The sequence below is a fragment of the Streptomyces sp. NPDC058880 genome (assembly GCF_042742535.1).
Taxonomy (GTDB): domain Bacteria; phylum Actinomycetota; class Actinomycetes; order Streptomycetales; family Streptomycetaceae; genus Streptomyces.
On the sequence record NZ_JBHYMC010000013.1, the window covers coordinates 55008 to 81444 of the forward strand.

Annotated in this window: 21 protein-coding genes and 3 pseudogenes; 11 read left to right on the plus strand and 13 right to left on the minus strand. The window is 71.5% G+C overall.

Annotated elements, in window-relative coordinates; translation table 11 throughout:
• Nucleotides 1–59: 59 nt before the first annotated feature.
• The 5 genes from ACFW2G_RS10545 to ACFW2G_RS10565 are packed head-to-tail and all read right to left on the minus strand — an operon-like array spanning nt 60 to nt 7456.
• On the minus strand, nt 60–2570 hold the full coding sequence (locus tag ACFW2G_RS10545) for an acyl-CoA reductase (RefSeq protein WP_384581854.1): 2511 nt from the start codon (nt 2568–2570) through the stop codon (nt 60–62).
• Nucleotides 2571–2572: 2 nt separating this feature from the next.
• Nucleotides 2573–3730 carry an acyl-protein synthase gene (locus tag ACFW2G_RS10550; RefSeq protein ID WP_037922455.1) on the minus strand — a complete coding sequence of 386 codons (1158 nt, stop codon included), beginning with the start codon at nt 3728–3730 and terminating at the stop codon, nt 2573–2575.
• Complete coding sequence (locus tag ACFW2G_RS10555; protein ID WP_384453316.1) at nt 3727–4872, minus strand: GNAT family N-acetyltransferase; 1146 nt, start codon at nt 4870–4872, stop codon at nt 3727–3729. The genes ACFW2G_RS10550 and ACFW2G_RS10555 overlap by 4 nt, the downstream gene beginning before the upstream one ends.
• Nucleotides 4869–6137: an MFS transporter gene (locus tag ACFW2G_RS10560; protein ID WP_384581799.1), complete on the minus strand. Its 1269-nt coding sequence runs from the start codon at nt 6135–6137 to the stop codon at nt 4869–4871. Before ACFW2G_RS10560 ends, ACFW2G_RS10555 begins: the two co-directional genes overlap by 4 nt.
• Nucleotides 6138–6181: 44 nt before the next feature.
• Nucleotides 6182–7456 (minus strand): phenylacetate--CoA ligase family protein, encoded by a 1275-nt coding sequence (locus tag ACFW2G_RS10565; RefSeq protein ID WP_384453322.1) that lies wholly within the window; start codon nt 7454–7456, stop codon nt 6182–6184.
• A 330-nt stretch (nt 7457–7786) separates the two neighbouring features.
• Between ACFW2G_RS10565 and ACFW2G_RS10570 the strand changes: the two genes are divergently transcribed.
• The gene (locus ACFW2G_RS10570; protein ID WP_384581801.1) at nt 7787–8344 is read left to right on the plus strand and encodes an SMI1/KNR4 family protein; all 558 of its coding nucleotides are present in this window, start codon (nt 7787–7789) and stop codon (nt 8342–8344) included.
• A gap of 167 nt (nt 8345–8511) precedes the next feature.
• Here the strand turns inward: ACFW2G_RS10570 and ACFW2G_RS10575 are convergent, their stop codons facing one another.
• Nucleotides 8512–8754 carry a hypothetical protein gene (locus tag ACFW2G_RS10575; RefSeq protein WP_384581856.1) on the minus strand — a complete coding sequence of 81 codons (243 nt, stop codon included), beginning with the start codon at nt 8752–8754 and terminating at the stop codon, nt 8512–8514.
• Nucleotides 8755–8842: 88 nt separating this feature from the next.
• Between ACFW2G_RS10575 and ACFW2G_RS10580 the strand changes: the two genes are divergently transcribed.
• Nucleotides 8843–9532, plus strand: coding sequence for an SMI1/KNR4 family protein (locus tag ACFW2G_RS10580; protein ID WP_384581803.1), 690 nt, complete (start codon nt 8843–8845; stop codon nt 9530–9532).
• Here the strand turns inward: ACFW2G_RS10580 and ACFW2G_RS10585 are convergent.
• Nucleotides 9520–10200: pseudogene (locus ACFW2G_RS10585) on the minus strand (IS5 family transposase); the annotation flags it as partial. The gene ACFW2G_RS10580 and the pseudogene ACFW2G_RS10585 sit on opposite strands and share 13 nt — an antisense overlap.
• Between ACFW2G_RS10585 and ACFW2G_RS10590 the strand changes: the two are divergent.
• Nucleotides 10192–10854 (plus strand): annotated as a pseudogene (locus tag ACFW2G_RS10590) (IS5 family transposase); the annotation flags it as partial. The pseudogenes ACFW2G_RS10585 and ACFW2G_RS10590 overlap by 9 nt on opposite strands.
• Nucleotides 10855–11130: 276 nt before the next feature.
• A pseudogene (locus ACFW2G_RS10595) lies at nt 11131–11384 on the plus strand (transposase); the annotation flags it as partial.
• 114 nt (nt 11385–11498) lie between these two features.
• On the opposite strand, the gene ACFW2G_RS10600 reads toward ACFW2G_RS10595, so the two are convergent.
• A complete protein-coding gene (locus ACFW2G_RS10600) occupies nt 11499–12008 on the minus strand; it encodes a nuclear transport factor 2 family protein (protein ID WP_384453328.1) in 510 nt (169 codons plus the stop codon).
• A gap of 332 nt (nt 12009–12340) precedes the next feature.
• Between ACFW2G_RS10600 and ACFW2G_RS10605 the strand changes: the two genes are divergently transcribed.
• The gene (locus ACFW2G_RS10605) at nt 12341–13204 is read left to right on the plus strand and encodes an NAD(P)H-binding protein (RefSeq protein ID WP_384453331.1); all 864 of its coding nucleotides are present in this window, start codon (nt 12341–12343) and stop codon (nt 13202–13204) included.
• Between the two features lie 61 nt (nt 13205–13265).
• Nucleotides 13266–14288, plus strand: coding sequence for an AraC family transcriptional regulator (locus ACFW2G_RS10610; protein WP_037922465.1), 1023 nt, complete (start codon nt 13266–13268; stop codon nt 14286–14288).
• Here ACFW2G_RS10610 and ACFW2G_RS10615 read toward each other — a convergent pair.
• The gene (locus ACFW2G_RS10615) at nt 14251–14760 is read right to left on the minus strand and encodes a GNAT family N-acetyltransferase (RefSeq protein WP_384453403.1); all 510 of its coding nucleotides are present in this window, start codon (nt 14758–14760) and stop codon (nt 14251–14253) included. The two genes, ACFW2G_RS10610 and ACFW2G_RS10615, sit on opposite strands and share 38 nt — an antisense overlap.
• A gap of 366 nt (nt 14761–15126) precedes the next feature.
• Between ACFW2G_RS10615 and ppk2 the strand changes: the two genes are divergently transcribed.
• Complete coding sequence (ppk2, locus tag ACFW2G_RS10620) at nt 15127–15918, plus strand: polyphosphate kinase 2 (protein WP_037922467.1); 792 nt, start codon at nt 15127–15129, stop codon at nt 15916–15918.
• Between the two features lie 269 nt (nt 15919–16187).
• Here ppk2 and ACFW2G_RS10625 read toward each other — a convergent pair whose 3' ends face one another.
• Nucleotides 16188–17237, minus strand: a complete 1050-nt coding sequence (locus ACFW2G_RS10625; protein WP_384581805.1) for a M4 family metallopeptidase — start codon at nt 17235–17237, stop codon at nt 16188–16190.
• A gap of 318 nt (nt 17238–17555) precedes the next feature.
• On the opposite strand from ACFW2G_RS10625, the gene ACFW2G_RS10630 reads away from it, so the two are divergent.
• The 4 genes from ACFW2G_RS10630 (at nt 17556) to ACFW2G_RS10645 (ending at nt 22600) form a co-directional block, all read left to right on the plus strand.
• Nucleotides 17556–19133 (plus strand): APC family permease, encoded by a 1578-nt coding sequence (locus ACFW2G_RS10630; RefSeq protein ID WP_384453338.1) that lies wholly within the window; start codon nt 17556–17558, stop codon nt 19131–19133.
• A gap of 65 nt (nt 19134–19198) precedes the next feature.
• Nucleotides 19199–20845: an FAD-dependent oxidoreductase gene (locus tag ACFW2G_RS10635; protein WP_384453340.1), complete on the plus strand. Its 1647-nt coding sequence runs from the start codon at nt 19199–19201 to the stop codon at nt 20843–20845.
• Between the two features lie 49 nt (nt 20846–20894).
• Complete coding sequence (locus ACFW2G_RS10640; protein ID WP_384453343.1) at nt 20895–21095, plus strand: hypothetical protein; 201 nt, start codon at nt 20895–20897, stop codon at nt 21093–21095.
• 65 nt (nt 21096–21160) lie between these two features.
• Nucleotides 21161–22600 (plus strand): amidase, encoded by a 1440-nt coding sequence (locus tag ACFW2G_RS10645; protein WP_384581807.1) that lies wholly within the window; start codon nt 21161–21163, stop codon nt 22598–22600.
• Between the two features lie 73 nt (nt 22601–22673).
• Here the strand turns inward: ACFW2G_RS10645 and ACFW2G_RS10650 are convergent, their stop codons facing one another.
• From ACFW2G_RS10650 to ACFW2G_RS10660, 3 genes are read right to left on the minus strand one after another with little or no spacing between them, the layout of a single operon-like run.
• Complete coding sequence (locus ACFW2G_RS10650) at nt 22674–23621, minus strand: carbohydrate ABC transporter permease (protein WP_384453407.1); 948 nt, start codon at nt 23619–23621, stop codon at nt 22674–22676.
• A gap of 50 nt (nt 23622–23671) precedes the next feature.
• The gene (locus ACFW2G_RS10655) at nt 23672–25039 is read right to left on the minus strand and encodes an ABC transporter permease subunit (RefSeq protein WP_037922481.1); all 1368 of its coding nucleotides are present in this window, start codon (nt 25037–25039) and stop codon (nt 23672–23674) included.
• Nucleotides 25040–25048: 9 nt separating this feature from the next.
• Nucleotides 25049–26377, minus strand: a complete 1329-nt coding sequence (locus ACFW2G_RS10660) for an ABC transporter substrate-binding protein (protein ID WP_384581809.1) — start codon at nt 26375–26377, stop codon at nt 25049–25051.
• Nucleotides 26378–26437: the final 60 nt, after the last annotated feature.

Below are 26437 nucleotides of genomic sequence, written 5' to 3' on the forward strand. Positions count from 1 at the left end.
GTTTCTGCATCGAAATGCCCGCCCGCCGCCCGGGTGGGGGCAGGCGGGCGGGGAGGGGCCTATCCGCGGGCGTCGACCACCGCGAGGAGTTTGCCACTGGTCGGGCTGCGGTCCAGCGACGCGCCGTCGACTGCTTCGACGACCAGGTCGAGCAGCCGCTCCGCGACCGCGGACCGGAGCTCCGGGTAGCCGGCCAGGAAGACCTCCCGCAGCCGTTCCGGATCCGTCGCCGCGGCGCGTTCCACCCGCACCGTCAGCCGCTCGCGCACGTCGGTGACGTCGAGCCGGACCTGCAGTTCGCCGCGGTGGCCGCCGCTCTCCCCGGCCAGGTCCACGAAGCGGCGCTGGTTCAGGAAGTACGTCGCCACGCGCATCACGTCGCCGGTCCGGCCCCGCAGCTCGAAGCGGGGCGCGTGCCGGCCGCACGGACAGCGGCCGGGGACCTCCCTGCCGAGGTCGCCGATCGCGTACCGGCCCAGGTGCTGGCCGCGCCGGGCATGCGTGGTGAAGACCAGCCGGCCCGTTTGCCCGGGCGCCACCGGGCGGTCCTCGGCCAGGTCCAGGATCTCCATGCTGTGCAGGTCGGCGTGCAGGTGGTGGACGCCGCCGGTGCTCTCGGTGCACTGGTAGCCCAGCGGCCCGAGATCGGTGCTGCCGTAGGTGATCGAGCGGATCACCTCGATGCCGAAGGCGTCCCGCAGGGTCCGCCGCTGTTCCGGGGTGAAGTGCTCACCGCCGTAGAAGACCTTGCGCAGACCGCCGTACGCCCGCAGCGCGTCCGCCTCGGCGTGCAGCAGCTGCCACAGGTAGGAGGGCATGCCGAACAGGGTGTCGGCTCCGTGGTCGATGAGCGCCTGCGCCGTCGCCCGGTGGTCGGGCCCGGCCGACAGGGGCAGTTGCACCCCGCCGAGCCGTTCCAGCACGGAGAAGAAGCTGATGAAGCTTCCGTACATGGCGCCGCAGTAGAAGAGGTTGGCGGTGCGGTCCGCGACCGGGTCGTAGCCGGCCGCCAGCAGGCCGCGCGCCGCCGCGTGCATCTGGGTGTCGTAGTCGTCGTAGCTGAAGATCGACAGTGCGGGTGCCCCGGTGCTGCCGCCGCTGCGGAAGTACAGCTCGGCATCGGCGCGTGCCACCTGCCGGCCCGGCTCCTGGAGGTCCTCCTTGCCCCGCAGTGGACCCGCAGGCCGCGGCAGGACGACGGGCCGGGCCAGGTCGTCCAGGCAGGCGGTGGTGGCGAAGTGGACCGGATCGGCCCGGACCGCGACGCGGCGGCTGTAGCGCTGGAGGGCGTACACGCCGTCGTGCGGCTCACCCGCGTAGCTCTCCAGCATGGCGCCGACCGGGGTCACCCGGGTGACGCCCGCGGCCAGCGCGGTCCGGGAGAGCTCGGCGATATCGGTCCGGCTGCCCGCGAGGCCTGCCGTCTGCAGGTAGCGGCGCATCGGGCGCAGGGTCGCGACCATCCGCTTCCGCGGCAGCGGCTTGACCCATACGCTGCGGTGCAGCGGCGAGGCGGTGAGCGGGGACCGGGTGTCCGCCATGACCCGCCATGAGCCGTCCGGCGCGGCGAACACCCGTGTCAGGCCCAGGTGTTCCTCCAGCCGGGCCACCAGCTCGGTGGTGGTCAGCTCGGCCGCCTCCGCCGGGTCCGGCCCGCCCGCCGGCGACGCGCCGGACACCGGCGGCCGGGCGGCGAGCACGGCCGCGAACCGCTCCGCGAAGGCGAACACCTCACCCTCGTCCTCGGTGTCGAGGTAGACCACCTGGGGGCTGGAGCAGGCCTGCTGCTCATGCAGGGTGACGTCGTCCGCCAGAGCGCCCAGCGTCACCGCGTCCGACCAGGCGTCACTCGTCAGATAGGCGAAGGAGATCCGGTGCCCCCATTCCACCAGCCGGCAGCCGGACGGCACGTGGGCCGCCACACCTGCCACGGCGTCCTCTCCGCCCCACACGGCCACGGCGTCCGCGGGCGCGCACATCATGCGCAGCCACTCCTGCCGCGACGACGGGAACCGCAGCACGACGATCCGCGCGGCCAGCGCGCCACTGGGGTCCAGGGCCGCCAGCTCGGCCATCAGGTGCTGTGCGAGCAGGGTGTCGGCACTGCTGGTCTTGAGGATGTTGACGTTCCCGGCGAGCAGGCCCTCGACGATGCTCAGCGGTGCCACCGTCGCCGCGTTGCCGGGGGCGATGTGGGCGACCAGGCCGACGGGTGCCCACGCCTCGTAGACCGTCTCGCGCGGATCGGCCCGGTTCAGCCGGCCGGGAGCCGTGTCGCCCAGTTCCCGGCGCAGCTTGCGGGTCAGCTCACGCCGGCCGAGGAGGGAGCCGAGCTCGGCCAGGACCGTCGGGTCCTCGCCCTCCGGCAGGTGCCCGGCGAGCCGCCCGTGCACGGGATGGGCCGGGTCGCACAGCGCGGTGGCGAGGGCGTCGCAGGCGGCCAGGACGGTCTCGGTCTCCAGTTCCGTCGCCAGCGCGGCCTCGACGGCGGCCGGCAGGTCGGCCAGCCGGCGCCCGGCCTCCTCGTCGCCGACGAAGGAGCCCTGCCAATAGTGGTGGTGCATGCTCATGCTCACGCCATTCCCTTCATCAGTTCGGCCGCGGCGACGGCACAGCTGCGGTTTCGACTCACCCCGGCACGGCCGTGGACGGTGAACCAGGGCGTCCCCAGCCCGCACCCGCAGGCCTCGCCCGGCTGCAGGGAGGCGAGGTCGCCCATGACCACGCTCTGCGCCGGTACCGAGGTGATGTACGGCGACACGAGGTGCAGGTAGCCCCGCTCCCCGTAAGGCACCGGCTCCAGGTCCCGGGTGGAGCGGATCGTCACCCGGGACCAGACGGGGGCGTGCAACCGGTGGTGGTCGCACTCGATGTACGGGATGCAGTGCTCCACCGAGCCGAAGGTGTCCCGGATCCGCTCGCCCGGGATGCCGAGCTGTTCGGTGACGCGTGCGTACAGCTCGTCCTTCTCTACGCGCCGGTCGGCGTGGCCCTTCCAGCCGCCGCCGAGGACGACGAGCGAGCCCTCGGGCAGGCGCAGCGGCGCCAACCCCATGGCCCGCATCCGCTCCAGTGTGAAGAAGAGGAAGGCGGGGAAGCCGAGGATGCGGACCGGGGCGTCCTCGCGCTCGAAGCGGCGCAGTGCCGCGATGCAGCCGAAGGGGTCGAACTCGTGGTCGCCGCCGGTGTTGCGCAGCGCGTACGCGACACTGCGCGCCGGGGCGAAGTCGCACAGGTAGTTGTCGGTGAAGGCGGTGCCCAGGTTCAGCGAGGGGGCCGGCTCGTAGCTGTACAGGAGGTAGTTGACCTCCTGGTCCGGGGTGATCCAGCCGTTGCGCTCGAAGATCCTGGCGACCATGCGCTGCGCGGCGCGGATGGTCCAGCGGTCGAAGAACATCTGTGACTTCTGGCCGGTGGTGCCGGAGGAGGTCAGGTGCAGTTCGACCTCCTCGCGCGGGACGGAGAGCACCTCGTGCCGCTTGAAGAAGTTCGCGTGGACGAGCGGCGTACGGTACGGCTCGGCGGGGGGCGTGGCCTCGTACAGGGAGCGGAAGAACGGGGAGCGTTCGGTGTGCCAGGCGTTGGTCTCCGCCATGGCGGCGGCGAACAAGGAGTCCACCGCGGGCCCGTGGGCGTAGGGGTCGGTCAGGTCGCACAGCTGTTGGACGTGTGGCAGGAGGGCCGGGTCGGGGACGGCGACCGGCGCGAGATGGGGGTTCGTTCCGTTCATGGGGCAACCTCGGATGGTGTGGGCAGGTGCGCCGACGCCCAGGCCGACGCGTAGCAGTCCAGATAGGGCTGGAGGGGCGGTTCGACGGTGACGCCGCGGAAGTCGATCCGCTCGCTGGAGCGGGACACGACGGCGTAGTCGTGGAAGCCGTCACCGTCCGCGCGCATCGCGGGGTAGAGGGCTCCGGCGATGAAGCCCTGGGCCAGGAAGGCGGAGAGGGCTTCCGGGCGGGCCAGCGGAACGAGTGCCTCCACGTAGCCGGCGCCCACCCGGGCCAGCGCCCGGGTGACGGCTTCGAGGTGGGCGGCGGCGGCCGTGGGCTCGGGGTGGGCGGTCAGCAGGGAGCAGTACCCGCCCGTCCGGTTGAGGTAGGCGTAGACCTCGAACCGGCCGTCTTCGGGCGTGAGCAGCACGTTCGGGGTGTGCAGAGGGTAGAACCAGCCCTCCGCACCGGGGAACCGCTCGCGGAAGCGGCGGCGCACGAAGGCCGGGGCCTCGATCACCTCCAGCCGTTCGACGGCCCCTCGCGGTGCGTGCGCGGGGGGCGGGCCGGACACCGTGCGCACCTGCGGGTAGTCGATGCCGAGGGCGTCCCCGGCCGTGCGCAGCAGGGGCAGCAGCACGGCGGGCACCTCGGTGACGGGGATCCGGCGCTCCAGGACGCCGGGGGAGTGACGCGCGTAGAGCGCGAGGCTCTCGCGGCTGCTTAGATCCACGGCGTTGGGCAGGATGCCCAGCGGGCGGAATCCGTTGCGCGCGACGACCCGCTGTGGACCGGACCCGACCGTGCGGACGGTCGCGTACACCGAGTCCAACCGGCCCGTGTCCAGCATCTCGGCGCACAGCGCCCCGGTCAGGGCCGCGGCCAGGCCGGCCGATCGGTGCTCGGGGTGCACGGCGATGCCCTCCAGCCGGGCGATACGGCTACCGGCCTCGCCGCGGATGGCGGCGGACGCGGTCAGCGTCCCGGAGGCGGCGCAGCGGGCGACGAGCCACAGCGAGTGCGGATCCGCCATGAGGCGGGCCATCTCGGCCGGGTCGGTGCCGAGCGCCACGGGGTAGTGCGGGCCGTAGACGGCGTAGTAGAGCTGGCGCAGTTCGGCGATGTCCACGCCGGCAGCCGGGGTGATGACGGCGTTCACCGGGCGCCTCCGAGGGCCTGCGGCGCCTCCGGGCGCCCGGGTTCGGCCGTACGGGACCCCAGCAGGGCGAGCGCGCAGGCGGCGGGCAGCAGGCCGACACCCTGCACCAGGCACAGGGTCTGCGGGGAGAACCGGTCGCCCGCGGCGCCGAACACCAGGGACGCCACCGGCAGGGAGGCGCCCAAAACCGCCTGCATCACGGCGAAGAAACCGGGCTTGTCGGCGGTGGGCACCAGCCGCTGGAACAGGGACACGAACCGGACGCTGACGGCTCCGGCGCACCAGCCGGCCACGGCCAGGCAGCACGCGATGACGAGTCGGTGGGCGAACAGGCCGGGCAGCGCCAGCGCGAGGGCCATCAGGGCCAGGCACCAGGCCCCGACGGTCGCGGGCCGTCCGGGCACGCGGGTGCCGGTGAAGGCGCCGACGAGGGCGCCGGCGCCCAGTGAGGCCTCCAGCAGGCCGACCGTGCCACCGCCGCCGTGCAGGACCGAGCGGGTGTAGAGGGGGATCACGACGAACACGGCGGCGGTGAACAGGTTCGCCGCGGTGAAGCAGACCAGGATCCGCCGCACGTAGGGGAGTTCGCCGAGGATCCGGCGCAGCGGGCGCCGCGCCGGCGGTGCGGCCGGTCCGCCGCCGGGAGGCGCCGGGTCGCGGAAGCGGGCGCTCGCGACGAGGACGGCTGCGGCGCCGTAGGCGGCCGCGCAGCCCGCGGCGAGTCCGGCCACACCGGCTCCGTCGACGGTCAGCGCGCCGAGCAGCGCCCCTCCGAGGCCGGCGAGGGACTGGGTGGACAGCTCGAAGCCGGTCGCGGTCTCGATGTCGGCGTCGTCGACGAGTTGGGGCACCGAGGTGGTCAGGCAGGGGTCGAAGAACGCCTGGCAGGTGGCGAGCGCGAGAGCGGCGGCGTACACGCCCGCGAGCGGCGGCCCGCCGCCCTGCGCCCACAGCGCGAGGCCGCCCGCGGTGGCCGCGGCCAGGCCGGCGGCGGTCCGCAGCACCGAACGGTGGGCGAACGTGGCCACGGTGCCGGCCACCACGGGCGCCAGCACCACGGCGGGCAGCGTGCAGAGGGCCATGAACAGGCCCGAGGCCAGACCGCGCGCGCCCTGTACCGCCTGGGCGACGATCCACCAGGCCACGCCGACCTGGAACATGCGCACGGCGGCCTGGGTGAGGACCTGCCCCAGCCACACGGCGGCGAAGGCGCCGTTGCGCAGGACCAGCGGGGTGCGCCTGCCGCCCGGCGGGGGCGCGGGCAAGGGGGTGGGTGGGGGAACGGGTGGGGCAGCGGGTACCGGTGTGTTCACGCCGTCGGCCTCTCGTCGAGGACCCGCACGAGCTTGCCGGAGCGCGGATTGACGGCGAGGTCGCGGTGGCGCGTCCACTCCACGGACAGCGGGTGCACGAACCCGGCGCGCACGCTGTCCGGGTACAGCGGCCGGGTGTCCTCCAGCTCCGCGACGACGGCCCGGGCGAGGGACTCCCTCCGGTCCGCGTCCGGTTCCTCGCCGGGGGCGGCCGCCAGGCGCAGGACGAGTCCGTCGCGGCCCTCCCAGCGGCGGACGACGAGCTGCATCCCGACGACCTGCCGGAAGGTGTCCGCCGCGGCCACGGCATCCTGCGCGTCCTGGGTATAGAGGGAAACGGGGCCGACCCGTACGCCCTCCTCGGCGCGGCCCAGGATCCGGAAGTGTCCGGGTCCGGTGCCGGTCCACTCGGCGCGGTCGCCGGCGGGGTAGCGGATGATCGGCATCAGGCGGCGGAACAGGCTCGTGACGACGACCCGTCCGGGCCGGCCCGGCTCGGTGACGGGCTCGTCCGTGGAGTCGTCGAGGATCTCGACGACGGAGTGCGGCGTGAAGGCCCGGTGCACCCGGGCGTCGGGGCCGGGTACGGGGCGGCCGAGCAGGCCCGCGTCCACGCTGGCGTAGCCGACGGAGCGGGCCTCGGCTCCGGGGAACGCCGTGGCCAGCAGGCGCCGCTGGTCCTCGAAGAGCGCCTCGCCACCAAAGAGGAGCAGCTCGACGGAGTCGAGCCGGACGCCCGACGTGACGACCTGCTCGGCGAGCCGGCACAGGGTGGTGGGCGTACCGGCGACCACCTGAGCCGCGAGATCGCGCAGCGTGGGGATCGTCGACTCGGGCGGGGCGCCGCCGCCGATCGGCAGGCGGACGTTGTCGACCGGCGCGTGGGCGAGCGAGTCGAGGACGAACAGGAAGCTGGCATACAGCTCACCGGCGTAGAAGAGGTCGGCGACCCGGTGGCCCGGGCGCAGTCCGGTGTCCACGAGTCCCTGCCCGAAGGAGGTGACGAAGGTGCGCCACTCGTCCCGGGTGTAGACGGAGAACTTGGGGGATCCGGTGGTGCCGCCGGTCTTGTAGACCGTGGCCTCGCTGAGCGGGCCGGTCAGCACACGGCTGTCGTGCAGGGTATTGGCCGCCCAGAACGCCTGTTGGTCGACCACCGGAAGGTCGGTGAGGCGGTCGGCGTGCGGTGGCTGGGACGCGTAGAGGTCCCGGTAGAAGGGCGAGTTGTGACGGGCGAAACGTATGAGGTCCGAGAGTTGCTGGGCGGACATGGGCCTTTGCCTAGGTGACGGAAGTGGGACGGGAGCCACGGCGGGGCACGGCGAGTACAGGAACTCGCGTGCCGCATCTACCGGTATGAACGGGGGACCCCCCGGCGCCCCCGCCTCCTCGACGCACGCCCAAAGCTGACGTGCAGTCATGATGATGAAACATCAGTGCACAAGTCACCAAATTGAGCGAATAATCCCAGCCAATGTGGCAGCATTCAACAATTCTTGCGTCTATGGCGGTAGGGGTGTGATGTTCGGTGACTGCCGTGCCGGCGGGCCCGGCTCGCCCTGGGCGCCGACATGTCAGTGGGCTCTGGCAGCATCACGGCCATGACCGATATCGATGACCTTGTGGAACGTGTTGCCACCCGGGCCGCATCGGACAGCAAGGACCTTCCCGCCCCCGTCGACAATGCCCAGATCGCGGAAGCCGACAGGCAACTGGGCTTCACGCTGCATCCACTCCTTGCGCGCCTGTATCGCGAGGTTGCTGACGGGGGCTTCGGCCCTGACTACCGACTGCTGCCACTGCTTGGTCCGGGCTCCAGCGTCGTTGGTGAATACCTGACACGACGTGAGGCGTCGGTTGGAGTGGAGCACCCGGAGTGGCCCGAAGGCGTCGTACCGATCCTGACCTGGGGCTGTGGCATGTATGCAGGGGTTGACTGTCTCAGTGAGGACGGGCAGGTCCTGCTCTTCGAGCCGAACCCGTACAGCGGCGGATCGTGGGATGAGTGTTGGTTCCTCGACTCCGCCAGCCTCGGAGCGTGGCTGGAGGCATGGCTCGCGGGGAGGGGCTGGTTCGAGGAGGACGCCGTCGACGGGGACGACGTGGTCGAGCCTCAGCCATGGGAACAGGCCGCGGGGCGGCTGTCGTCCGGCGCATAGCGAAGCGGCAACGCTTCGTCCCGTTGATGCAGGCCCGTCGACCCGGGCGCGCTCACGGTCCCCTTCGCAAACACCTCTGCCGGAAGGGGCGCCGAGGCGACCGTCGGCCGATGTCGATCACCTGGCCGAGACCGCCCAGCCGTCGCGGGCCCGGGCTTCCTCGTCCTTTACCCGAGCTCAGCGAGACGGAGGGCGTCCCTTGTCGCGCTGAGCTTTGCGGAGGACAGAACGGCCGCCCGCTCTATCAGGTCGTCCCGTGACACGGTGGTCAGCCACGTGCAAGGCATGAAGCCTGGACGCGGGAACGCGAGCCGTAGCACGCCTTCGAACGGCACTCCTTCACCGGCGCCCACCGTCACTTCGATGCCCAGACCGTCAAGGTCGACGCCTGCCAGAGCGACGAGCTGCATCAGTGCCTGTTTTTGATGGCTGACCTGCAGTTCTTCGTAGTCCAACCCCGCCCCGGTCGGCCAGGCTCGTCGCGCATAGGCTCGGCGTATGGATGACTCGATATGGGTGGGGGTGTGCGAGCGGGTGCAGGCCCTCAGCGCCGCGCCAGGTGGTGACCGCGTCTTCGGCGCGGTAGGGCACAAGTTCTTCCTTGAGGACCCCTTGACTCCGGCAGAGCTGGCCGATCTCGAAGGTCAGACGGGTGTGTCGCTGCCCGGGGACTACCGCGGCTTCCTCCTCCATGTCGGCGCCGGTGGCGCCGGGCCCTCATATGGGGTGTATCCGGTTCGACTCATTCAGGGTCGCTGGCGGTGGGAGGGAGACGGAGCCGAGCTGGCTGACCTGTCCCGACTGGCCGAGCCATTCCCGCGTGAAGGCGCCGATCCCGAAGCTGTCCAGCTGCTGCTGTCCGAGCATCCGGAGGAGGAGGACTTCGAGGAGATCGAGGACTTCGATGACGCCATTGAGGCCTGGGAAGAGCGCTGGGAACCCCTGATGTGGTCGGCGGACCGCACGATCGGCGCGATCGTGATCTCAACGCTGGGCTGCGCCGCCCGCGAGTGGCTGATCATCAGCGGCCCCGAGCGTGGGCGGATCTGGTCCGACAACAGGGCCGATGACGAGGACCTGAAACCGCTCCTCGATGAGACCGGCGCACCGATGACCTTCACGCGCTGGTATCTGGCGTGGCTTGAGAAGGCTGAACGTCAGCTGGCGTCGGCACCGGCGGCGGACTGAGCCGGGGCCTCGGCCGAGCTCGCCGCAGGTTTCCTTGCCCAGCTGTCGGTACGGGGGCCCTTGCGGGTAAGTCGCCTGGTCATGAGGGTGATGAGTGTCCAGTTGATATGGGCTTCACCGTGTTGAGGCAGTCGCTCGTAGTCGCGGACGTTGCGGCGGGCCTTCATGATCCAGCCGATGGTGCGTTCGACACGCCAGCGCCGCGGCAGGACGACGAAGCCCTTCGCGCCCTTGGGTCGGGAGACGGTGTGGAGGGTGATGCCGAGGAAGCTGCGGGCCCAGTCGACGAGCTGGCCAGCGTAGGCAGAGTCGGCCCAGACCTGGGTGATCTCGGGGTGGGTGAGGCGAAGGCGGAAGAGCATCTCGCGGGCGGCGTCGCGATCGGTCACGTCTGCTGGGGTCACCATGATCATGACGGGCATGCCCTTGGTGTCGACCGCGATGTGTCTCTTGCGCCAGTTGATCTTCTTTCCGGCGTCGTAGCCGCGGGTGGTCTTCGAGACCGTCTCGGCGGCTTTCACGGACTGGGAGTCGATGATCAGGGTGACCGGGTTGGGGCAGCGTCCGAGGTTCGTACGGACCCTCCGCCTCAGCTGGTCACGGATCGATGTAATCACACCGGCCCGGTTCCAGCGCCAGAAGAACCCGTAAACCGTCTCCCAGGGGGGAACACGGTCTACGGCTACTTCGCCAAATGGGCGGACGAGGGTGTGTTCGCCCAGCTCAACGGCCTGCTCCGGCAGCTTCTGCGAGAGAAGGAAGGGCGGGACGCGGAGCCGACGGCCTGCGTGATCGACGCGCAGAGCGTCAAGACGTCCACCAGCGTCCCCGCCCGCAGCCAGGGCATCGACGCCGGCAAGAAGATCGTCGGCAGGAAGCGAAGCATTGTCACGGACACGCTCGGCCTGATCCTCGCCGCGCTGGTCACCGCGGCGAGCGTGCAGGACTCCGTAGCCGGCACCCGGCTCCTGGACCAGGTCGCCGCCGAACACCCTGCGATCCGCAGGGTGTGGGTTGACGGCGGTTACCGCCAGCACCTCGTCGAGCACGCGGCCACCCTCAAAATCGACATGGAGATCACCGCCCGCAAGCCTGGGACCAGGGGTTTCACTCCCATCCCGAAGCGCTGGGCGGTCGAGCGAACCTACGGCTGGCTCATGCTCCACCGACGCCTGGCCCGCGACTACGAAACCCTGCCCACGCGCTCTGAAGCCGTCATCCACCTCGCCATGACCGACCTCATGGCCCGCCGCCTGACCGGCGAGAACACCATCTCCTGGCGCGACTCGAAGAAGCCCACCAAACAGCTCATCTCGGGATGAAACATCGGACGAAAACGACCTCTCACCCGGATCCCGGAGGCGTCGTCTCCCGACAGCAGCACGACCAACCTCCGCTCGTCGAACCAGACCCACCAGACTTCGCCATGTTGCACAAGCCTCCAGACACCGGACGGGAGACAGACGCTGCGCGACCCTGACGCGCTGTGGAGACGGGTGCGGCCACCCTTGATCACCGGTGTGTGAAGACTCACGATCACGCGGTGCCCGCAGGTCACAGCGGAACTGCCCTGTTCGCAGCAGGCGTTCGAGGGCCTGATGAGCCGGATGGCGGAACGGCCCACGCGGGTCGATCCGCCGCCGAGCAAGGGCGTCGGTACTCGGCCTGCCGTCGGACCTGCCGCGCAAGAACTGCTGGACCATTGCCGAGTGGGCCGGGGCAGGACCCCGGACGGCATGCAGCACCTGCTCGGGCGGGCGGAGTGGGACGCCGACCGGGTCCGCGACGACGCGCGGGCCTACGTGTGGAGCATCTGCACGACGACGGGGCGGTGTTGGTGGTCGGCGAGACCTGCGCCGTGATCCCCTGCAACACGAAGTGGAAGGGGGAAGGCCTGTGCATCGCCCCGCAGGGCTCGTCCGGCGCGTTCAGGCCGGTATCCGGCAGGGTACCGGCCTGGCGCGGGTCAGTTGGCGGACGGAGTCCAGTCTGCGGGTAGGCCGGACTGGCTGAGCACGGCGGCCAGACTGTAGTGGTCCTGGTCGGAAGCGATCCGGCGGTGGTTCCTGCCGAGGTCGAGGACGGTGGTCATCGGTACGGCGAACGGCTTGGGAGCACCCTTGAGATGGCCGGAGTAGACGGCCTGGACGGTCACACGGTGCCCGTCCAGGCGGGCGGTGCGGACGGTGACGTGGACGCCGTCGATGAGGGAGTCCGCGCGGGCCTTCCACCCGGAGATCTCCTTGCGGCCGCGGAAGGTGATGCCCACGGCTTCGTCGGTGTAGGTGCCGTCGGCGGTGAACAGGGCACCGAGGGCCCTGGGGTCGGTGCCGTTCCAGGCGTCGGCCCAGGCCGTGACGACCTTCGGCGTACACCGGCCGGTGTCCTGCGCGGCATGTGCGGTGGTCGAGGTGGCTGCGCACAGCGCGACGGCAGCGGTCAGCGTGCTGACGGCGCGGAACGGGCGGGATGCCATGAGGGGACTCCTTCGGGGTGCGGGTGCGGGTGCGGGTGCGGGGGCCGGTCGAACGCGTCGCTGCGCTGCCTCGCCCCGTGATGCAGCGTCGCTCCGAGCCGTGTCCGCTTTCCAGCCCCGGCGGCGCCGTCGGGTGCCCACCACTGTCCACCCGTGTCCGCGCCGCACGTGGCTTCGGAGGGCGGCCCGCCGGCCACCGCGCCGGGATGGCGGAGGCTTCCGGTGCGGTCACCGATCGACACCCTCCTCCCTCCTCCCCGCGTAGACGCTCGCGTATGCGGATGAGCGTTTCGGCTATGTCGCGTCTCGTGCGGCTCGTCTTGACTGAGGTCATGACGAAGACGACGAAGACGACGAAGCACGACACGCAGACCACCGGCCAGGCCATCACCCTCGTCATCGGGGGAACCGGCAAGACCGGCCGCAAGGTCGCCGAGAAGCTCACGGCCCAGGGGCGGCCCGTGCGGGTCGGTTCCCGCGGCGGGGAACCGGCTTTCGACTGGAACGAGCCGGCGACCTGGATTCCGGCGCTGGAAGGCGTCGATCGGGTGTACGTGACGTACTACCCCGACCTGGCCTTCCCCGGCGCCGTCGAGCAGGTGGGCGCCTTCGCCGAGGTGGCGGTCGCCGCAGGAGCACGCCGTCTCGTGCTGCTGTCCGGGCGGGGCGAGGAGGCCGCGCAGCGCAGCGAGGAGCGGCTGAAGGAGTCCGGGGCCGACTGGACCATTGTGCGGGCGAGTTGGTTCAACCAGAACTTCGACGAGAGCTTCTTCCTGGACCCGGTGCTGGCCGGCGTGATCGCCCTGCCGACCGCGGACGGGGCGGAGGCGTTCGTCGACACCGGGGACATCGCCGACGTGGTGGTGGCCGCACTGACCGACGCCCGCCACATCGGCCGGACGTACGAGCTGTCGGGTCCGCGGCTCATGAGCTTCGCGGATGTCGCCGCCGAACTGTCGAAGGCCACTGGCCGTGAGATCGTCTACGTTCCGGTCTCCGACGAGGCCTACCGGGCGGAGTTGCGCGAGCACGGCCTCCCGGAGGACTTCGCCGAGTTGTTCACCCTGATCCTGGACGGGCGCAACGCGCACCTGGTCCACGGGGTGGAAGAGGTCCTGGGCCGCAGGCCCAGGGACTTCGCGGACTTCGCCCGCGAGGCGGCGGCCACCGGCGTCTGGGACGTCCCCTCCGCCTGATGCGACCCGACCGGCCCGACCGCACGTCACCCCGGAGCGGTGGGGCGGAGAAGATGTGCACATGGACATGCTGACCGGCCTGCTCGCAGGCCCGCAGGCCCGGGGTGCCTTCCTCCTCAAATCCGTCCTGAACCCGCCGTGGGCCATGCGGATCGAGGACCGTGCCCCGCTCTCCGTGGCGACGATGGTGCGCGGGTCGGCGTGGATGCTGCCCGACGGGGGCGAGCCGGTGTTGATCGCCCCGGGCGACGTGGCGGTGGTGCGCGGGCCCGACCCGTACACGGTGGCCGACGCCCCGGACACTGCGGTGACGGTGACGGTGGGGCCGGACCAGCGGTGCAGCACGCCGGAGGGCGAGGACGTCACGGAGTCCATGGCACTGGGCGTACGGACATGGGGAGCGGCCCGCGAGGACGCTGGTTCGGCGGTGATGCTCAGCGGTACCTATCAGGCACCGAGTGAGATCGGCCGCCGGCTGCTGGACGCTCTGCCCACACTCCTGGTCAGGCCGGCGGGAGCGGCGGACACGACGCTGATCGACCTGCTCGCCTCCGAGATCTCCAGCGAGGCGCCGGGCCAGGAGGTGGTGCTGGACCGGCTGCTGGACCTGCTGCTGATCGGGGTCCTACGAGCGTGGCCCTCGGCCGCGGACTCGAGTGCGCCCGCCTGGTTCCGGGCCCAGAGCGATCCGGTGGTCGGCCCGGCCCTGCGGCTGCTGCACGACAGCCCGGCCCACGGGTGGACCGTGGAGGAACTGGCCGTGCGGGTGGGGGTGTCGCGGGCGTCGCTGGCACGCCGGTTCAAAGAGGTGATGGGGGAGCCGCCGGTCGGCTATCTGACGGGCTGGCGGCTCGCGTTGGCGGCAGACATGCTGCGGGAGCCGGAGGCCACGGTCGAGAAGGTGGCCCGCAGGGTCGGGTACGGCAGCGCCTTCGCCCTGTCCGCGGCCTTCAAACGGGTCCGGGGGACGAGCCCGCAGGCCTATCGCGCGCACGCCTCGGGGCCCGACGCCGGCCCGGCGCCGGGGTCAGGGGGCACGGTGGTCCTCAGCCGGCCGCAGGCGCGGCGGCCGGGTCCAGGGTGAGGACGCCGACGCGCTCCTCACCGATGAGCTCGCCGGTGGGGACGAAGCCAAGGCCGAGGTAGAAGGGTTCGGGGCTGCCGGAGCCGCCGTGCCAGCTGACGTGCGCCGTCCGGTGGGTGCCGCGGCGCCGGATCTCCTCGATGACGGCACGGACGGCGAAACGGCCGTAGCCCTTGCCCTGACGGCCGGCGTCGATGTTCAAACGCCAGATGCCGCTGCGCCGGTCGTCCGGGTCGACCGCCGGATTCCAGACGATGTCGTGGAAGGCCATCACGAAGCCTACGACGTCGTCGCCGTCGACGACGGCCCGCGGCCAGGCGGCGGCGGGGTGGACGTAGGCCTCGGCGAGCGACTTGACCACGGGGGAGACCAGGTGTGCCTGGTCGGGGCGCACGTGCACGGCGCACACCGCGTCGAAGTTGTCGGCAGTGACGGGTTCCAGTCGCAGGGTCCGCTGCGACGGGTCGATCATGGCGGGCATGGCCTCACCCTAGCGCCACCGCCGATTCCCCCATCCGGGGGAGACGGTCCCCCCGGCAGCGGGAGGCCCGGACCGGGACGAGCCGGAACCATGGAAAGCGTCGGACCAGCACCCGACACCCCACTCCCGCAGGAGGTCTGACCGTGCGCACGCTCGTCCCCGCCGGTGCGCCGCGTGCGGTGGTCCGCGGACCTCCCCGACAGCAGCCCGCGTCCCGCCGGCGTGGCCTCGGGCAACCCGTCGTCCGGCGTTACCCCGGAGGCCGCACGGCACTTGTTCCGGGTCACCGGCCGCCGTGGCTGACATGATCGGCGTACGACACAGGACACACCCGATCACGACGGGGAGGCGAGCGCCATGGGTCTCAAGAAGGCGGTCTACGAGCAGGAGCTGTTGCGGCTGCAGACGGAGCTGGCCAAGCTCCAGGAATGGGTGCGTACGGAGGGCGCCCGACTCGTCGTGATCTTCGAGGGGCGCGACGCCGCGGGCAAGGGAGGAACGATCAAGCGGGTCTCCGAGCACCTCAACCCGCGCGTGGCCCGCATCGCGGCCCTGCCCAAGCCCACGGAACGCGAGCGCGGCCAGTGGTACTTCCAGCGCTACGTGGAACACCTGCCGGCCGCCGGCGAGATCGTGCTCTTCGACCGCAGCTGGTACAACCGTGCCGGCGTGGAACACGTGATGGGCTTCTGTACCCCCGCGGAGCACCAGCGCTTCCTGCGCCAGTGCCCCGTCTTCGAACGCATGCTGGTGGAGGACGGGGTCCTGCTCCGCAAGTACTGGTTCTCCGTCAGCGACGCCGTCCAGGAGGAGCGCTTCCGCCGCCGCACGGAGGATCCGCTGCGCCGCTGGAAGCTCTCCCCGATGGACCTGGAGTCCCTCACCCGCTGGGAGGCGTACTCGCGGGCCAAGGACGAGATGCTCGTCCACACGGACACCGAGGACTGTCCCTGGTACGTGGTCGAAAGCGACGACAAGCGCAGCGCGAGACTCAACATGATCGCCCACCTGCTCTCCTCGGTCCCGTACGAGGACGTGGCCCTGCCGTCGCTCGCCCTCCCACCGCGGCCCCCGTCGACGGGGTACGTACGTCCGCCCAAGGATCTCCAGCGCCCCGTCCCCGACCACGCGGCCACCCTCACCCGCTAGCGAGCCCGTTCGGTTGCGATGAAAAGGCGGCCTGCACAGGGGCCTTGCGTCAGGTCGTCGAGGCGTGAAGGTGGAGGCTGCCGCCGAGGTGGCTCGCGGGCGCCTTGGACATCCTGTTCCGGTGAACGATCAGGCGGCGCGGCGCGGCGCGTTGCTCGTCAGGCCCGGGGATGTCGTAAGGGTCGGTCGGGCGCCGCGTGGCCCCCTCCCGCCGGACGTCGCCCGCGGGCCCGGCGCCGTCGAGCGGACGACGCCGGACCGGCCCCCCCTCAGACGCCGGGGATCTCTCGGGCCGCGAAGGCCGCGCGGACCTGCTGCGCGGCCGCGGCGCCGTACATCCGCTCAGCGGTCGCCACCGTCGTCCGCGCCGCGTCCGCGAAGCTGGTGTCGGGGGCGAACCCGAACTGGGCGTTCACGATGATCCGGTCGGCCGTCCGGGCCCCGAGCGCACCACGGATGTCTAACAGGGCCCGGGACCAGATCTCGCCGTCCGCGTGGACCTCGCCGACGCGGTCCGCGTAGACCTTCGAACCGTCGATCCTCCGCAGGCAGTGCGGGGCGGCGCTGTAGCTGGTCGCGTCCCAGTCGGCGACGCAGCCCACCTCGGTCCGGCGGGTCCATCCGTACCGCGCGACGGCGTGCTCCCCGACCGTGACGGCCAGGTAGTCGCCGAAGGCCTCGCCGATCGCGCCGGCCTCGGGCGAGGTGCCGAAGCCGGGCACCTGGGCCTCGTGCACCGCGTGTCCGTACTCGTGGACGATCACCTCGGCGTCCTCGGCGTCGTCGACCCCGCCCTTGCCGAAGCGGATCTCGTCCTTCTTGTCGGTGAAGAAGGAGTTGTCGGCGCCCCACTGGTTGATGCGAACGTGCTGCACCCGGTCGTTGGCGCCCCGCAGCTCGGTGCCGAAGCCCAGGGACTGGAGGTACTCCTGCGCCTCGTTGACCCAGAAGTAGGCCATGACCTGCTCGAAACGGTCGTCGTGGCGGCTGTACCCGGCGGCCTCGCCGGTTTTGGCCGAGGGACCGGTGTCCGAGCGCACGGAGGCCCAGCGGCCGTGCAGCCCGCCGTCGCCGTCCAGGTTGCGCAGCGCTGCCAGGGCGTACGCGGCGGCGGGGACGGCGGAATCGGCGTCCTTGCCGTCGGTGAGCGTCTGGTCGCCCGTGGACTGGACGGGGTTGACCATGAAGATCCGGCCCTGCGGCGCGGTGGAGCCGGCCGGCGGGGTCGAGGGCTGCGCGGCGGCTGGGCCGGCGAGCGAGAAGAGCGCCACGGTGGCGGTGGCCGCGGCGAGCATGCCGCGGGGTGTGCGGCGGGTCATGGACATCCTCCGGGGGTGGGAAGGCGTGGTGGGGAAGGAAACGGGTGGGGCGGCCGTGATCCTCGCCCATCACCACCCGGCTTGAACAGACCCTGACAAGATCCGATCGGTCCCCGCCTGCCCGGCCGCCCCCGGGCCGGCCGCCGCGAACGCCGCCGAAACGCCGCCCGAAGGCGCACCAGCCATATCTGACGCCCCAACAACTTGTCGTCCCTGCACGGCGATTACCGGACCGCATGTCGATTGTGGGCCGCGTCACGTACCGCCAGAGTGGCCCGCCTCACGTCGGGACACCCAGCACGAGCGGAAGAGGACGACATGTCCAACGGTTCCACCGGCACCCCCCGATCCACCCGGGCGGCCCGCCCCGCGGGCGAGGTCCAGCGCCTCAAGGCCAACTCCGTCGGCCTGGTCGGCGTCGTCTTCATGGCCGTCGCCACCGCCGCCCCCATCACCGCCATGACCGGCAACCTCCCCATCGCGGTCGGCTTCGGCAACGGAACCGGCGCCCCCGCGGGGTACCTCTTCGCCACCGCCGTCCTCACCGTGTTCGCGGTCGGCTACGTGGCCATGGCCAAGCGCATCACCGCCGCGGGCGCCTTCTACGGGTACATCTCCCACGGACTCGGCCGCATCGCCGGCATGGCGTCCGGCATGCTCGCCGTCCTCGCGTACGTCGTCTTCGAGGCCTCGATCGTCGGCGTCTTCTCCTACTTCGCCCGCACCACGGTCCACGACCAGCTCGGGATCGACCTCCCCTGGGTGCTGTACGCGGCCGGGATGCTCGCGGTCACCGCCGGTCTCGCCCACTTCGACATCACCCTGACCGCCAAGGCACTCGGCGTGATGCTGGTCGCCGAGATCGCGGTCCTGTTCGCCGTCGCCACCGCCGTACTGGTCGCCGGCGGCGGCCCCGACGGGATCCCCCTAGAGCCGGTCGACCCCCGGAACGCCTTCACCGGCACCTCCGCCGGCCTGGGCCTCTTCTTCGCCTTCTGGTCCTGGGTGGGCTTCGAGTCCACCGCCATGTACGGCGAGGAGTCCCGCAACCCCAAGCGGGTCATTCCCAAGGCGACGCTCATCTCCGTCGTCGGAGTCGGCCTCTTCTACATCTACGTCTCCTGGATGACCGTCGCAGGCAACGGCCTGACCGGATCCGTGGAACTGTCCACCTCCGCCAACCCCCTCGACCTCTTCCTCGCCCCCACCCGGCACTTCATCGGCGCATGGGCCGTGGACGCCTTCCAGTGGCTGCTGCTCACCGGCTCGTTCGCCTGCGGAATGGCCTTCCACCAGTGCGCCGCCCGCTACCTGTACGCCATCGGCCGCGAGCGCTTCCTGCACCCGGCGCTCGGCCGGACCCACGCGCGCCACGGCTCCCCGCACGTCGCCTCCCTCGTCCAGACCGTCATCGCCGTGACCCTGGTGGCAGGTTTCTGGCTCACCGGCCAGGACCCGTACCTGCACCTGTACACGCTGCTGGCGATCCTGGGCACCATGGCGATCCTGATCGTCCAGACCCTGTGTTCCTTCGCCGTCATCGGCTACTTCCGCCGCAACCACCCCGAGGACCGGCACTGGTTCAGGACCTTCACCGCGCCCCTGCTCGGCGGGATCGCGATGACCGTCGTCGTGGCCCTGCTCGTCGTCAACATGGAGACCGCGGCCGGAACCGCCGCCGATTCCGTCTTCTTCAAGCTGATCCCCTGGATCGTCGGCGCCGTCTTCTTCGGCGGACTGGGTCTCGGCCTGTGGCTCAAGGCCAAGGCGCCCGAGCGCTACGAGGTCATCGGCCGCATCGTTCTGGAGGACGCCGCGGAGCGTACCGACGACGACACCGCCCCCGGTACCGGCGGAACGGCCTCCGGCCCGTCCCCGCACCACGCGAACACCTGATCCGCCCAGGCGTGATCCACGCGCGCCCGGCCCGCAGTCGCCCACCTCGCGAAGGAGTCCCCGTCATGGCCCGTACGCCCCTCATGCACGCACTTCGACGGCTCACCGCCGAACACGCCGCCGCCCACCGGCTGCGCCTGCCCGTCGCTGACGTACGCGGCCTCGGCCGCCGGGACCTGATGCGGCGGGCGGCCGCCCTCGGCCTCGGCACCGCCGTGGCGTGCGCTGCCACCCCAGCCTGGGCTACCACCCCGGCTCGCGCCGCCACCCCCGCCCCCGACGGCAGAAGGCCCCGACCGGCACGCGTCGCAGTGGTCGGTGCGGGCATCGCCGGCCTGACCGCCGCCCTCACCCTCCAGGACGCGGGTATCCCGTGCACCGTCTACGAAGCCAACCCCGACCGCGTCGGCGGCCGGATGTGGACGCAGCGCGACCACTGGGCGTACGGGCAGACCTCCGAGGTGGGCGGCGAACTGATAGACACCAGCCACAAGAAGATGCTGGAGCTCTGCCGCCGCTTCGACCTCCCGACCGAGGACTTCCTCGGCGGCGGCCCCAACGGGGCTGAGGAGGTCCTGTGGTTCAACGGCTCCTACTACTCCCGCACCCAGGCCGACAAGGACTTCAAGGCCGTGTACCAGCAGCTGCGTCGCGACCTCCAGGACTCCGGCGAGGTGTCCTGGAACTCCACCACCCCCGTCGGCACGGCCCTGGACAACATGACCCTCTACGCGTGGATCGAGAGCCGGGTCCCCGGCGGGCACGACTCCCCGCTCGGCCGCTTCATCGACGTGGCCTACAACGTCGAGTACGGGGCCGACACCACCGAGCAGTCCGCCCTCGCCCTGGTCCTGCTGATGGGCTACCAGCCCAACCCCGGGAACTTCAACGTCTGGGGCCTGTCCAACGAGCGCTACCACATCGTCGGCGGCAACGACCAGCTGCCGAACGCCATCGCCGCGGCCCTGCCCGTCGGTTCGATCGTCATGGGCCGCCGGCTGGTCGCGGTGCGCGCCGGTGCCGACGGCACCCAGACCCTCACCTTCGATGACTCCGGCGCCACCCGTACGGTCGTGGCCGATCACACCGTCCTGTGCCTGCCGCTGCCGGTACTCCAGGGCGTCGACACCTCGGCGGCCGGTTTCGACCCCCTCATGAGAAACCTGCTGCGCGACGCCCGGATGGGTGTCTGCACCAAGCTCAACATGCAGTTCACCGCCCGCCCGTGGAGAGGCACCGGCCCCTGGCCCGGGGTGTCGGCGGGCGACTGCTTCACCGACTCGGAGGTCCAGCAGACCTGGGACACCACCAAGCTCCAGCCCGGCACCGGCGGCATCCTGCTCCAGTACGGCGGCGGGACCCTGGCGCGCGCCCTGACACCCGCCACACCCTTCGCCACCGAGTCCGACCCGTACGTGCGACGGCTCGCCGACCGCATGCTCACCGGGATCGACGCGTTCTTCCCGCAGACCAAGGCCGTGTGGACGGGGCGAGCGCAGCTCTCCGCCTGGCACCGCAACCCGTACTCGCTGGGCGCGTACTCGTACTGGCCGACTGGATACCTGCACCGGTACGCGAAGTACGAGGGCACCGCGCAGGGCAACGTCCACCTCTCCGGCGAGCACTGCAGCTACGACTTCCAGGGCTTCATGGAGGGCGGTGCCACCGAGGGCGAACGCGCGGCGCGAGAGGTGATCGCCGCGCTCACCTGAATCGGCGGACCGCGGGGGACGCCACCGCCCCCGAGGGGGGCGGTGGCGTGTGGACGGAGGGGTGTCGGGCCTGCGCGAAGAGCTGCCGATGCTGTCCTTCCGCATCGTCGTCCGGCAGCACGTCACCGAGCCGACCCCGGAGGAAGTCCAGCACGCCGTCCCGCTCCACCACCCCGTCAACGCTCACGCCGATCCGGCGATGGGGCTGCGGCCCGGGACGTCCGCTTCGCCGTCCGAAACGGTGGCTTGACTCGGTGGCGGCGGGACGAAAGCCTTGCCTGGAGTTACCGGTAGGTAGGGGGCGAAGGAGTGGGCATGGACAGGGACGACGCGGAGCTGATGTTCCAGGGAATCGAGCGACAGGCCGAGCTGGTGCGCCACGGCAAGGTCACCTCCCGGGCCCTCGTCGAGGCCGCCCTGCGCCGCATCGACCGGTTCGACCCCTCCCTCGGGGCCTTCCGCGTCGTACTCGCCGAGGAAGCCCTGGCCGAGGCCGACGCTCGGGACGCGCACACGCACACCGAAACGCAGGCCGCACCGGATCCGGCACGGGGTCCGCTGCACGGCGTGCCCGTCGCCATCAAGGACGAGTTCGACGTCGCCGGGCAGGTCACCACCTTCGGCGGTGCGGCCAACCACACCCCCGCCACCGCCGATGCGGAGGCCGTGCGCCGCCTGCGCGCCGCCGGGGCCGTCGTCATCGGTAAGACGACCATGCCCGAATTCGGCCAGTGGCCCTTCACCGAGTCCGACACCCACGGAACCGCCCACAATCCCTGGGACACCACCCGCACGCCCGGCGGCTCCAGCGGCGGCAGCGCCGCGGCCGTGGCGGCCGGAATGGTCGGCGCTGCGCTCGGCGGGGACGGCGGCGGGTCCCTCCGCATCCCGGCCGCCTGCTGTGGCCTGTTCGGCCTCAAGCCACAGCGTGGTCGCGTCTCCACCGCCCCGAACGCCCACCTCTGGTACGCCCTCGGCACGGTGGGACCGCTGACCCGTACCGTCCGCGACGCCGCCCTGCTCTACGACGTCCTCGCCGGCACCACCCCCGCCGACCGCTGGAGCGCCCGCCCCGTCACCACCGGCTGGCGGCGGGCCCTGGAGACCCCGCCCGGCCGACTGCGCATCGGCTACTGCGCAAGGCCCGCGGTACCGGGGGTGCGCCCGCACCCCGAGCACGTCGGAGCGCTGCTGGAGACCGTACGCGCACTGCGTGAAATCGGCCATGACGTACGGGAGGTGAACCCCCGCTATCCGGACGCGACGGTCCCGTTCGCGGCGCAGTTCTGCGGCGGGGTGCGTGCGGAGGCCGCCGCCGTCGAACGCCCCGAACTGCTTGAGCCGCGTACCCGGAGCACCCTCGCGCTCGCCCGGCTCGTCCCCGAATCCGCGGTGGAACGCGGGATACGGGCGGGAGAGCGGCTGGCGGCGCGTGCCGACCGGATGTTCATCTCCATGGACCTGCTCCTGACCCCGGTCGTCGCCGCCCGCCCTCGCCCGGTGGGCGCGCTGGAGGGTGCCGGGCTACTGACGACGCTGGCACGCTCGCGCCCGATGGTCGCCTACACCGCGCTGTGGAACGTTACCGGAAACCCGGCGGCCTCTGTGCCCGCGGGCCACGGCGCGGACGGCCTGCCGCTCGCCGTGCAGTTGGTGGGCCGCCGCGATGACGAGGTGTCCGTCCTGCGGGTGGCGGCGCAGTTGGAGGAGGCCCGGCCGTGGGCCGCCCGCCGTCCGCCGCTGATCGCATCCTGAGGGGCGCGCGGACGCCTCCGCATGGGTACGGGTACCCATGCGGAGGCGGTGTACGGGCCTGGTCCGGCCGGTGCTACTTCACCGAGCCCGCCATGACACCCTGGACGAAGTGCCGTTGGAAGGCGAAGAAGACGACCAGCGGGACCACCAGCGACAGGAACGCCCCCGGTGCGAGCACGCCGATGTTGCTGCCGAACTGCCGCATCTGGGACTGCAGCGCGACTGTGAGCGGCTGTGAGCCGGTGTCCGCGAAGAGCAGTGCCACGAGCATGTCGTTCCAGACCCAAAGGAACTGGAAGATGGCCAGGCTCGCGATGGCCGGACGCCCGAGCGGCAGCACCAGCCGGGAGAAGATCCGCCACTCGCTGCCGCCGTCCATCCGGGCGGCCTCCAGCATTTCGCGCGGGATCTCGGCGAAGTAGTTGCGCAGGAGGAAGATGGCGAACGGCAGTCCGTAGGCGACGTGGAAGAGGACGACACCCGAGACGGTCCCGAACAGGCCCACCGCACCGAAGAGTTTCGCCACGGGCAGCAGCCCGATCTGCACGGGTACCACCAGAAGCCCGACGACCACAAGGAAGATGCCGTCCCGGCCGGGGAACTCCAGCCAGGCGAAGGCGTATCCGGCGAGTGCCGCGATGACCACCACCAGGGCCGTGGTCGGCACGGAGATCAGCACGGTGTTCCAGAAGGCAGCCCCGATTCCGGAGTCCTTCAGCAGGGCACTGTAGTTGTCCAGGGACAGCTGGGAGGGATCGGCGAGTGCGGTCCACCAGCCGTCCGTGGCGTTGTCCTGCTCCGAGCGCAGCGACGACAGGAGCAGGCCCGCCAGCGGTGTGATCCATACGAGGGCGACCAGGACCAGGAGGCCCTGGACGGCGGAGCTGCCCAGGAGGCGCGAGACCCGGCCCCCGCGACGCCGTCCGGGCGTGGACGACGGGGACGCGGAGGACGCGCGGGGCGCGGGTGTGAGGGTGGACGGGGACGGGGACGGGGAAGCGGACGCGGCGGCGGTAGGCATCGCCGTCGTCCGCCGGGACGGGCCGTTCCGCTCGGCGGTGCTGTGGCCGCTCATGCTCCACTCCTTCGGAATCGCCGGACGTTGAAGACCATCGCCGGGACGACGAGCAGCAGGAGCACCATGCTGAGCGCGCTGCCGAGCCCCTGGTCGTTGCCGCCGCCGAAGGAGACCATCCACATGCGCGTGGCCAGCACGTTCGCCTCCTCCTGGACCGGTCCCGGCGCGATGATCCACACGAGGTCGAAGACCTTCATCACGTTGATCACGAGGGTCACGAACACCACGGTGAGCACCGGCGCGAGAAGCGGCACGGTGATCTTGCGGAAGATCTGGCCCTCGGTGGCGCCGTCCATGCGTGCCGCCTCCAGCGCGTCGCGCGGGATGGCGGCCAGGCCGGCGCCGATCAGGACCATCGAGAAGCCGGTCCAGACCCACAGGTAGGCGCCGATGATGGCGGGCGTGACCAGCGCCGGACCGAGCCAGCTCACACCCTGGTACGGGGCTTCGAAGTTGGCCGCGGGCAGCCGGACGGTGTAGGCGCCGTCGGCCAGCCCGGCGAACCGGAAGGAGCCGTCATCGGCCGTGGTGGCGGTCGCGGCCACCCGGCCGTCCCGTACGGCCTCGACGGTCATGCCGGGCAGACCCTTCTCACCCGGGTCGACCCTGCCCGGCGTCCCCGCACCACCGGGTGCGAAGTCGAGGTGGACGACGCCTGAGATCGTGTCGGGGCCGGGTGCGGCACCCGCCGGGGCGGCCGGATCGGACGCGGCCCCGGCACCGGCCGGTATCGCGTCGGGAGCGATCCCGATGAACCCGAGGCCGATCGAGTCCCCGGGCCGCAGGGTCGCCTCCGTGGTGTACGGGCCGCCCGCCGGGCCCGTCAGGCCGTAGCCCTCCCGGACCCGGGCGGTCGGATACGCGGCGGCGTCGTCGAAACCGTCGTGGACGGCCACGGCGGCGGCGTTGAGGACGCCCCGGTCCGGGTCCTGGTCGTAGGCCAGCCGGAAGATGATGCCCGCGGCGAGGAACGACACGGCCATCGGGAGGAAGAGCACCAGCTTGAAGGCCGTCGCCCAGCGCACCTTCTCGGTGAGCACGGCGAGCATCAGGCCGAGTCCGGTGAGCAGGGTGGGCGCGACGACGACCCAGACGGCGCTGTTGCGGATGGCCTTGAGGGTCGCCGGGTCCTGAACGATCGCCGCGTAGTTGGCGGCGCCGACGAACCGGTTGCCGTCGGCGTCGAAGAGGCTGCGGCCGAAGGAGAACAGGACGGGGTAGACGACCAGCGCGCCGAGCAGCAGCAGGGCCGGCAGGACGAAGACCACCGCGAGGCGGCGTCTCCTGCGCTGGGCCCGACGCCGCCCGTCGGCCGCGGGGCGGCGCCCGGTCGCCGGACGGGCGGTCACGGTGTCAGCCATGGCGTCGCCTCAGTTCCCGTAGGCCTTGGCGGCTTCGGCCTCGAGCTTCGTGGCGGTGCCCTGCGGGTCCGAGGGGTCGCGCAGGAAGTCCTGGAGGAGCTTCCACTCGCCCGCGCCCTTGGTACCGCCGAACGCGGCCGGGGCCTGGTCCGACATGTCGAAGCGGATCGAGTTGCCGGCCGCGATCAGGGAGTTGGCGGTGCTGCGCGTGGTGTCGTCGCCGTACGAGGCGAAGTCGACCTCGTTGTTCGGGGACAGGAATCCGCCCGCGCCCGCCCAGACCTCGGCGGCCTCGGAGCTCGCGAGGAACTCGACCAGCTTCATGCCCGCCTCGCCGTTCTTGCCGTCCTTCAGGACGACCGCCGCGTCACCGCCGCTGACCACCGGCGCCCGGCCGCCGTCGACCGAGGGGAAGGGGAAGAACTTGGCGTCCTGTCCGAGCTTCTTGCCGAACTGCCCCTTGGCCACGCCGCCCACGAAGTCGCCTTCGTAGACCATGCCGGCCTTGGGCTCCGGGCCGAAGACCTGCGCCACCGACGAGGGGAAGTCGGTGCCGAGCGCGGCCTGCGCGCCGCCGGCCACGAGCTGCTTGTCCTTGAACAGTTCCCCGAGCGTCGTCAGGGCCCGCACGACGCTCTCGTCGGTCCACTTCAGCTTGTGCTGGGCGAGCTGGTCGTACTTCTCCGGTCCGGCCTGGGAGAGGTAGATGTTCTCGAACCAGTCGGTGAGGGTCCAGCCGTCCTCGCCGGCTATGGCGAAGGCCGGGCGGCCCGAGTCCGCGAGGGTGCGGCCGACCTTGAGCATGTCGCTGTAGCTCTTGGGTTCGCCGACGCCGGCCTGGGCGAACGCCTCGGGGGAGTACCAGACGGTCGACTTGTGGGCGGCCTTGAAGTAGAGGCCGTAGTAGGTGCCGTCGACGGTGCCGTAGTTCTTCCACACCGGAGCGAGGGTGGACCCGGCGGTCTTGGCGGTCTGGTCGGACAGCGGCTGCAGCCAGCCCTCCTTCGCGAACTGCTGGAGCACCCCCACCTGGGGAACCATGACCACGTCGGGTGCGTTGCCGCCTTCGATCTTGCTTCCGACGAAGGTGGAGACGTTGTCCCCGGAGGGCACGAAGACCGTCTTGGCGCCGGTCTTCTGGGCGAAGGCGTCGAGCACCTTCTTGAAGCTGTCCTGCTCGGCGCCGGTCCAGACGCCGGCCACGGTCACGGTCTGGCCGCTGAGCTCGCCGCTGCCCCCGGGCCCGGCGGCGCCGCAGGCGGTGGTTCCGAGGGCGAGGGCCAGGGCCGCGGTGGCGGTGGCGGCACTGCGGCGGGTTGTCTTGCCGGTTCGTCGCATGAGGGGTCCTTTCGGGGAGATCCGGGGTTGGGGAGCGGCTGCTCGGGAATTGCGGGGTGA